General features: G+C 70.6%; 8 protein-coding genes and 1 tRNA gene. 6 read left to right on the forward strand and 3 right to left on the reverse strand.

Annotated elements, in window-relative coordinates; translation table 11 throughout:
* The first annotated feature begins 38 nt into the window (after window positions 1-38).
* The 5 genes from GTO19_RS18115 (at window position 39) to GTO19_RS18135 (ending at window position 4245) form a co-directional block, all read left to right on the forward strand.
* Entirely contained in the window at window positions 39-1658 is a 1620-nt protein-coding gene (locus GTO19_RS18115) for an iron ABC transporter permease (protein WP_291020568.1), read from the forward strand.
* A gap of 46 nt (window positions 1659-1704) precedes the next feature.
* The gene (locus tag GTO19_RS18120; RefSeq protein ID WP_291020569.1) at window positions 1705-1962 is read left to right on the forward strand and encodes a type II toxin-antitoxin system prevent-host-death family antitoxin; all 258 of its coding nucleotides are present in this window, start codon (window positions 1705-1707) and stop codon (window positions 1960-1962) included.
* 9 nt (window positions 1963-1971) lie between these two features.
* The gene (locus GTO19_RS18125) at window positions 1972-2391 is read left to right on the forward strand and encodes a type II toxin-antitoxin system VapC family toxin (RefSeq protein ID WP_291020570.1); all 420 of its coding nucleotides are present in this window, start codon (window positions 1972-1974) and stop codon (window positions 2389-2391) included.
* Between the two features lie 102 nt (window positions 2392-2493).
* A complete protein-coding gene (locus tag GTO19_RS18130) occupies window positions 2494-2955 on the forward strand; it encodes a hypothetical protein (protein ID WP_291020571.1) in 462 nt (153 codons plus the stop codon).
* A 36-nt stretch (window positions 2956-2991) separates the two neighbouring features.
* On the forward strand, window positions 2992-4245 hold the full coding sequence (locus GTO19_RS18135; protein ID WP_291020572.1) for a nucleoside recognition domain-containing protein: 1254 nt from the start codon (window positions 2992-2994) through the stop codon (window positions 4243-4245).
* A gap of 13 nt (window positions 4246-4258) precedes the next feature.
* Here GTO19_RS18135 and GTO19_RS18140 read toward each other — a convergent pair whose 3' ends face one another.
* On the reverse strand, window positions 4259-4687 hold the full coding sequence (locus tag GTO19_RS18140; protein WP_291020574.1) for a VOC family protein: 429 nt from the start codon (window positions 4685-4687) through the stop codon (window positions 4259-4261).
* Between the two features lie 189 nt (window positions 4688-4876).
* Between GTO19_RS18140 and GTO19_RS18145 the strand changes: the two genes are divergently transcribed.
* Entirely contained in the window at window positions 4877-6067 is a 1191-nt protein-coding gene (locus tag GTO19_RS18145; protein ID WP_291020576.1) for an ATP-binding protein, read from the forward strand.
* Between the two features lie 31 nt (window positions 6068-6098).
* Here GTO19_RS18145 and GTO19_RS18150 read toward each other — a convergent pair.
* Together GTO19_RS18150 and GTO19_RS18155 are read right to left on the reverse strand one after the other, a co-directional pair.
* Window positions 6099-6173 (reverse strand) — tRNA-Arg (locus tag GTO19_RS18150).
* A gap of 55 nt (window positions 6174-6228) precedes the next feature.
* Window positions 6229-8810: translocation/assembly module TamB domain-containing protein (locus GTO19_RS18155; protein WP_291020577.1), on the reverse strand; the 2582-nt coding region annotated here is incomplete at its 5' end.

Here is an 8810-nt window from a genome sequence, read left to right on the forward strand (position 1 = left end):
AGGCCTGAGCCGCCGCGCCCAAGACACAACCCGATTCCATGCCGCGCTGGTCCGCTCAGGTGCTCTTGTTGTCGCTGGCCGCCGTGCTGGTGCTGCCGGTGTTCGCACTCGCCGCGTCCTGGTTCGGCTTCGACGCCGCCGCGCAGGACGTGCTGCTGCAGATGGCGCAGACCGTGCTGCCCGACTACACGCTCACCTCGCTGGTGCTGTGCCTGAGCGTGGCGATCGGCGTGGCGCTGGTGGGCGTGCTGACGGCGGCGGCGGTCACGCTGTTCGACTTCCCGGGCCGCCGCGCCTTCGAATGGGCGCTGCTGCTGCCGCTGGCCATGCCCGCCTACGTGGTGGCCTACGCCTACACCGACTTTCTTCAATTCAGCGGCCCGCTGCAGAACGGCTTGCGCGCCAGCTTCGGCCTCAGCGGGCGGCTGCTGCCCGAGGTGCGAAGCACCGGCGGCGCGGTCTGGGTCTTCACCTTCACGCTCTATCCCTACGTCTACCTGCTCGCGCGCACCGCGCTGGCCGAGCGCGCCGCGCAACTCATGGAGGCCGCGCGCCTGCTGGGTGCGCCGCTGGCCCGGCGCATCCGCACCGTGGCGCTGCCGCTGGCGCGCCCGGCCGTGGCGGCCGGCGTGGCGCTCGCGCTCATGGAAACCCTGGCCGATTTTGGCGTCGCCAGCTACTTCGGCATCCAGACCTTCACCGCCGGTGTCTACAAGGCCTGGCTGGTGATGGACAACCGCCTGGCTGCGGCACAACTGGCCACGCTGCTGCTGCTGACCGTGGCGGCGCTGCTGTGGGTGGAGCAGCGCGCGCAGCGGCGCATGCGTTTCGCCACCTTGCGCGGCCAGCGCGCGGGCAGCGCCGAGGCGCAGCCCGTGCGGCTGCACGGTTCGCGCGCCGCCCTGGCGGTGCTGGTGTGCGCGCTGCCCGTGCTGTTCGGCTTCGTATTGCCGGTGCTGTTCATGCTGCACCCGCTCATCGGCGGCTGGGACGTGCTGCCCTGGGGCCAGTTCCAGCAGTGGGCGCTCAACAGCGTGCGGCTCGCGGGCCTGTCCGCTGTGCTGGCGGTGCTGATCGCCCTGGCACTGGGCTTCGCGGTGCGCGCGCAACCCTCGGGCCTCACCCGCGGCGTCTCGCAGCTTGTCAGCCTGGGCTATGCCATCCCGGGCGCGGTCATCGTGGTGGGCCTGTTGCTGCCGGTGGGCTGGGTGCAGGAGCGCTGGCCTGACGCTGGCGTGGGCTACTGGGTCACGGCCACGGCGATGGGCATCGTCTGGGCCTACCTCGTGCGCTTCTCGGCGGTGGCGCTGCAGTCGGTGCAGGCGGGCTACGCGCGCATTCCGGGCAGTCTGGACGACTCCGCCCGCATGTTGGGCACCACCGGCACGGCGCTGGCCGCGCGCGTGCACTGGCCGCTGCTCAAACGCGCCACGGCGGCGGCCGCGCTGCTGGTGTTCGTGGACGTGATGAAGGAGTTGCCCGCCACCCTGGTGCTGCGGCCCTTCAACAGCGACACCCTGGCCGTCGTCACCTACAACCTGGCGCGCGACGAACGCCTGGGCGAGGCCGCGCTGCCCGCGCTGGCCCTGGTGCTGGTGGGGCTGATCCCGGTGATGCTGCTCAGCCGCACGCTGCGGCAGAAACAGGTTTTGTCGTAACATGCAGACAAATTCTGCTGCACATCCGGTGCCGAAAGGAGTGCCCGTGTCCATCCACACCGTACCCAGCCGGGACTTCGCGCGCGACGTGGGCCATGCGAAGCGCCTGGCCACCGAAGGACCTGTGTTCATCACAGACCGAGGCCGCCCGGCGTTCGCGTTGCTGACGATCGAGGACTACTACGCCTTGACCCACACCCAGCCGCAAAGCCTGCTGCAGGCCATGGACGCGATCCCCGGCGGCGATGTCGACTTCGAGCCGCCCAGGATCGACGGCGACTTCAAGCCCGCCGAGCTGGATTGAAGGGCCGGCATGTACCTGCTGGACACCAACGTGATCTCGGAATTGCGAAGCGGCAAGGCACAGCAGTCGCAGACGGTGCGGGCTTGGGCCGCCAGGCAACCGATCAATGAGCTCTACCTGTCGGCGATCACCGTGATGGAGATGGAAATCGGTGTGCAGTTGATGCAGCGGCGTGATGCCGTTCAGGGCGCCACGCTGCGGTCCTGGTGTGACCGGGTCTTGCTTGAATTCGATGGGCGGGTGCTGGGCTTCACGGGCCACACGGTGAAGTGGTGCGCGCCCTTGCACGTGCCCGACAAAAAGTCATTCCGGGATTCGATGATTGCCGCCACGGCCCTTGAGCACCGTTTCGCGGTGGCCACGCGCAACGTGAACGACTTCCTGGTGGCCGGCTTGAAGGTCGTCAACCCTTGGGAACCTGAGGCCTGAGGATGCTATTGCCGATGATCCGTGCGCGGCGGCGCTGACACGCCGCGTAAGTTCTTGTTGCGGCCCTTGTGTGGGCGCACGCGCGCTGCTTCAATCCCGCGCATGGATCGCACACCTCCCCAGCCCCTGGGCGACCGGCGCCAACTCCTGGCCCTGGGCGCCGCCGCCGGTGCTGCCGTGCTCATGGCCGGCTGCTCCTTTCCCTCGCTGCCCGTCCCGGGCCGCCAGGCCCCGGCGGCCGACCCGGCCTACCGCCGCGCCGCGGCCAGCCACCTCTACCGCCGCTACCCGGACCGCATCTACCAGGGCCGCCTGCCGGCCATGCTCTACGCCATCGGCGTGCTGGAGGTGGTGGTCGAAGGCAGCGGGCGTGTGGGCTCGTTCAAGTGGCTGCGCGCGCCCGGCCACGCGCCCGAGGTGGTGGCGCAGATCGAGCGCCTGGTGCGCGACGCCGCACCGTTCCCGTCACCGGGCAGCCGCACGAGCTACATCGACACCTGGTTGTGGGACCGCAGTGGGCGGTTTCAGCTCGATACCCTGACCGAGGGGCAGCTGCAGGTGTAGCCGGGCCCTTGGCCGCAGGCCCTACCATCGCCCCCCATGGCGATGAACTGGGCCTGGATCGGACTCTTCACGGTGGCCTTCGCCACCGCCCTGGTGCGCTGGGCCCTGGGCGAGGACGGCATCCTGCCCGCACTGCTCACCGCGCTGTTCGACGGCGCGCGTTCCGGCTTCGAGATCTCGCTCGGCCTGGCCGGGGTGATGGCGCTGTGGCTGGGCCTCATGCGCGTGGGTGAGCGCGCCGGGATGATCGAATTGCTCGCGCGCCTGGCCGGGCCGTTGCTGCGCCGCCTTTTCCCCGAGGTGCCGCAGGGCCACCCCGCGCAGGGCGCCATGACCATGAACATCTCGGCCAACCTGCTGGGCCTGGACAACGCCGCCACGCCGCTGGGCCTGAAGGCCATGCGCGAGCTGCAGTCGCTCAACACCGAGCCCGCCGGCACCGCCAGCCACGCGCAGATCATGTTCGTGGTGCTCAACACGGCGGGGCTCACGCTGATCCCCACCTCGGTCATCGCCATCCGCCAGAGCGTGGCGCTCAAGCAGGGCCTGGGCGCCGGCTTCAACGCGGCCGACATCTTTCTGCCCACGCTGCTGGTCACCTTCATCGCGCTGCTGGCGGGCGTGCTGGCGGTGGCGGTGTGCCAGCGCCTGCCGCTGTGGCGCGCGCGGTTTCTGCTGCCGGTGCTGGCGGTGGGCGGGCTGCTCGCCGCGGCGGTGACGGCGCTGGCCCGCCTGCCGGCTGATCAGGCCGCGCGCGTCGCCGGCACCACCGGCGCGGCGGTGATCCTGGGCGTGGTGATGCTGTTCGTGATCGCGGGCGCGGTGCGCCGCGTGAACGTGTACGACGCCTTCATCGAAGGCGCGAAGGACGGCTTCGGCGTGGCCATCCAGATCGTGCCCTACCTGATCGCCATCCTCGTCGCCATCGGCCTGTTCCGCGCCGCGGGCTGCATGGATTTCCTGCTCGCGGGCATCGGCGCGCTGGTGTCGGCGCTGGGGTTCAACACCGATTTCCTGCCCGCGCTGCCCGTGGGCCTGATGAAGATCTTCTCGGGCGCGGGCGCGCGCGGCCTGATGATCGACGTGATGCAGGCGCACGGCGTGGACTCCTTCGCCGGGCGCCTGGCGGCCATCGTGCAGGGCTCCACCGAGACCACCTTCTACGTGCTCGCGGTGTACTTCGGCAGCATCGGCGTGCAGCGCACGCGCTACGCGCTGGTGTGCGCGCTGTTCGCCGACGTGGTGGGGCTGATCGCCGCCATCGGCATCGGCTACGCGATGCTGCGCTGATCCGGCTATTTGATCAGCCCTTCGGCATTTCCTTCGGCCCGCCGTTGATGCCCCAGGGCGTGCCGAAGCGGTCGGTGACCATTCCGAAGGTCTTGGCCCAGAAGGTCTCCTCCAGCGGCATGGTGACCTTGCCGCCGTCGCTCAGCGCCTTGAACACGCGCTCGGCCTCGGCCGGCGTGTCGAAGGTGATGGCCATCATCGCGCCTTCGATGCCCTTGAATTCCATGCCGGGGGGCGTGTCGCCGGCCATGAGCGTAAAGCCCGGGTGCACCAGGTAGGCGTGCATCACCAGTTTCTCGCCACCGGGCGGGCAGGGCATCTGGTCCTTCAGGTCGCCATAGGTCATGAGCGCTTCGAGCTTCGCGCCGAACAGCCTGGCGTAGAAGTTCATGGCTTCGGCGCAGTTGCCGTTGTAGGACAGGTAGGGGCTGAGCGAGGTCATGCGGGTTCTCCGTTGGGTGGATGAAGGTGAAGGCCCGGCACGGGGCGTGGGGTGGCTTCACGTGCACGACGAACGAGGAGCCAGTGTTTCGACAAGGAGTTGACCGCTGAGCGCTGAACGGTCATATCAAGTGAGTTTTGTAAAGTTATCGAATTTTGATAACTTTCCAAACTTTGGTATAAACACCCCATGGACCCTATCGGAAACCCCTTTGCGCCCGGCGCGGGCACGCCGCCGCCGGAACTCGCGGGGCGCGACGAGTTGCGCGAATCCCTGCGGGTCAGCCTGGAACGCACCCGCCTCGGACGCCCGGCGAAGAGCGCCATGCTGGTGGGCCTTCGAGGTGTCGGCAAGACCGTGCTGCTGGACCGCATCCGGCAGGATGCGGAGGCCTCGGGCATCCACACCGTGCGGATCGAGGCGCCCGAGGGGCGCTCCTTGCCCGCGATCCTGGCGCCACAACTGCGGCAGGCCTTGTTGCGGCTGAGCCGGCTCGAAGCCGCCAAGAACCATGCGGTCAGGGGACTGCGCGCGCTGGCCGGCTTCGCCAGCAAGCTCAAGGTGACGTACCAGGACATCGAAGTCGGCTACGACTTCGACCCCGAACCGGGCCTGGCCGACAACGGTGACCTCGAGCACGATCTGCAGGCCTTGTTCGAACAGGTGGGTCTGGCGGCGAAAGCGGCCGGCACGGCGGTGGCCCTGTTCATCGACGAGCTTCAGTACGTTGAAGAGGAGCAATTGGCCGCGCTGATCACGGCGATGCACAGGACGGAGCAGAGGCAACTGCCGGTCATTCTGGTGGGTGCGGGCTTGCCGCAGTTGCGCGGGCAGATGGGCAACGCCAAGTCGTACGCGGAACGCCTGTTCGAATTCCCCGAAATCGGGCCTTTGCCCGACGAGGCGGCCCGGCAGGCCATTGGCCGCCCGATCGAGAACGAAGGCGCCACCATTGATGACGACGCCGTCGAGCGCATCCTGGCCCTGACGGAGGGCTATGCGTACTTCCTGCAGGAATGGGGCAGCCACACCTGGCTGGCGGCCAGCGCATCGCCCATCAGGCGGCGCGACGTGGCCGAGGCCTCTACCCAGGCCATCGCGGCGCTGGACGAGAGCTTCTTCCGGGTGCGATTCGACCGCTGCACGCCCAAGGAAAAACGCTACCTGCGTGCGATGGCGGAACTGGGTGCGGGGCCGCACCGCTCGGGCGACATCGCTGCCTGCTACGGCGCCAAGGTCTCGTCGCTGGCGCCTACGCGCAGCGCTCTCATCACGAAGGGCATGGTCTGGAGCCCGAACCACGGGGACACGGCGTTCACCGTGCCCATGTTCGACGAGTTCATGAAGCGCATCATGCCCGGGGACGATTGGCGCGAGTGAATGTGTCTGCCGAGCCGCACACCATTGAGGGTGGCGCCCCCGGCAGGAATCGAACCTGCATCTAGCGCTTAGGAGGCGCTCGTTCTATCCATTGAACTACGGCGGCGCGGGGAGCCGGGATTGTATCGGCGGGGCCTGCGCGGGCCCGTCGGGCGCACGGCCTAGTCGTAGCGCAGCGTGAAGATCAGGTCGATGGCGTTCTCGCTGCCGGCGCGCGCCCGCACGGTCACGCGGCGCGAGACGTCGTAGAAGATGGACACGGTGCTCAGCGTGCCGGCCAGGCTGCGCTCGTAGCTCAGGTACAGGTTGTCGGCGATCTGCTTGCCCAGCATGACGGCGGCCGAGCTGTTGGTGCCGTCGCCCGTGCTGCTGGAGCTGGTGCCGGTGAAGCTGAGCGTGTCCAGGCCCAGGGCCTGCGCGAGGCCGCCGTCGAGCGGACCGCCGTCGCTGCCGGCGAGCAGGGCCAGCGCGGCTTGCTGGAGCACGGCGGCCTCGGCACCCGCACCGCTCGCCGGGCGGCCCAGCACCAGCCAGGCCAGCTTCTCGCTGTCGGGCATTTCAGGGTCGGAGAACAGGCGCACGCGCGGGGCCTGCGCGGTGCCCGTGATCTGCACGCCCACGCGCTGGGTGGTGTTGGGGCGCACGGCGTCGATCTCCAGGGCGGGGTTGTCGTAGGCACCGTTGAAGCGCAGCACGCCGGTTTCGATGGCCAGTTGCTGGCCGTAGGCGCGGTAGGTGCCGCGCACCGTGCGCACCTCGCCGACGATGCGCGGCTCGGGATCGGGTGGGTTGGTGCGGACCTCCAGTTGACCCTCCAGGCGGGTCTGCAGGCCCTGGCCGCGCAGTTCGAAGGAGGGGCCCAGGTCGACGGTGATGCGCACGTCGGGAACGACGGGCACGCCGCCGCGCCGGTCGATGGGGTATTCGGTGCCGCGCACCACCACGTCGTCGCCCAGGCTGGGCGCGGCTTCGTCGGGCAGCACGATGAGGGCTTCGTCGGCGCGCAGCGTGCCGCGCAGTTGCAGGGCCGCGCCTTCCAGGCGCGCGCGCACCTGCCCACTGACGGTGACGCGCCGGTCGGGGCGCGAGGAGGCGCGCAGCTTGTCGGCACTGACCTCGAGTTCGATCAGGGGTTCGCGCACGGTGGCGCCGTCGCGCTGCACGCGCCGCCATTCGGCGCTGCCGCTGGCCTGCAGCACGCCGCCACGCTCGGCGCCGCCGCGGCCTTCGAGCCGGAAGCGTTCGATGACGATGCGTTCGCCCGCGAGCGTGGCGCGCAGCTCGCCGCCCCGAAAGACGATGCCGTCGACGAGGGAGCGCAGGGCCAGGTCCTTGGCCTCCAGCACGCCGGTGAGCTGCGGTGCGGCGCGGGTGCCGGCCACGCTGACCTCGGCGTTCAATGCGCCGCGCACGCGCCAGCCAGGGGGCGCCAGCACACTCCACACGCCCACTTCGGGCAGGCTGGCGCGCACGCGGCCCGACAGCGGCGCGGTGTCGGGCCAGTGCCAGGCACCGTGCGCCGCATCGGGCGGGCTGAGCTCGCTGGCGAGGTCGGCGCTGGCCGTGCCGAAGCGCTCGCTGTCCCAACGCAGGCGCGCGTTGACGCGGCGGCCCTCGGTGCGCAACTCGAGCTCCGCGGTTTTCACACCGGCCTGCACGCGGTTCGCGCTGGCGCGCGGGTCGTCGAAGGCGCCCAGGGTCTGGATGGCGAGGTCGCCGGCGCGCCGCTGCAATTGCGCGCTCAGGCGCGGTGGTTCGCTGGCCTGCGCGGGCAGGCTCAGGTCCCAGCGGCCGTCGAAGACCAGGTCGCCGCCCAGGCCCGCCTCCGCCAAAGCGCCGGTGGGGCGCGTGTCGCTGATGGTGAGCGCGTCGGCCCAGGCCAGCGGCAGTCCGTCGATGCGCCCGCGCGTCTGCAGTGCGCCGGCGCGCCAGACCAACTGCTCCCAGCTGAGGTTCACCGGCGCGAGCGCGGCGCCACCGGCGCGGCGCGGCTGCACCTGCAGGCTGGCGCCGTCCAGTTCGGCGTCGATGGCGTCGCCGCGCGGCTGCCAGCGCGCGCGCAGGGGAGACTGGCTGCTCAGCGCCCATGTCACGGCAGCGCCGTTCTCACGGGTGCCGCTGGTGCCGTTGCCATTGGCCGCGCCGGCGGGCGTGGCCGACAGCTTGAGCCGGCTCAAGGCCAACTGGCCGCGCCGCGCGTTCAGGGGCAGGCCGATGAAACCGAGTTCGCCGGCCGTGTCCAGGTCGGCGCGCCAGCCAGAGGATTCGGCGCGCGTGCGCAGCGCCACGGCCAGGGCATCGGGCGGGCCCTGAACGCTCAGGTGCGTGCTGCCCAGCGCCAGCTTCATGGGCGATTCGCCGGTGCGCTCCAGTTGCAGGCGCTCGGTGTCCAGCGCCAGGTCCAGCCGCGGGGCGGCGCTGCGCGCCTGCGGGCCGGGGAAGCCCAGGGCGCCCAGTCCGCCCTGCCAGCGCAGGCGGGCCTGGGCCTGGCCCTCGGCCTGCCAGTCGGCCAGCGGCGCCAGCGCAGGCCGCACGATCTCGCCCAGCACCGGTGCGTCGGCCAGTGCGCGCAGCCAGGTCAGCAGTCGCGCGCCATCGGCCAGGGCCAGGTCGAGGTCGCCCTGGCCCTGGGCCTGCGCGAGCAGGCCGCTCCAGCGGGCCCGCAGGCCGGGCAGTGCGACGCTGGCCTCGCCCTCGATCAGCGGGCGTGCGGTGTCGATGCGGCCCTGGGCGTCCACGAGGC

It is taken from the genome of Hydrogenophaga sp. (assembly GCF_011772445.1).
Lineage (GTDB): Bacteria > Pseudomonadota > Gammaproteobacteria > Burkholderiales > Burkholderiaceae_C > Hydrogenophaga.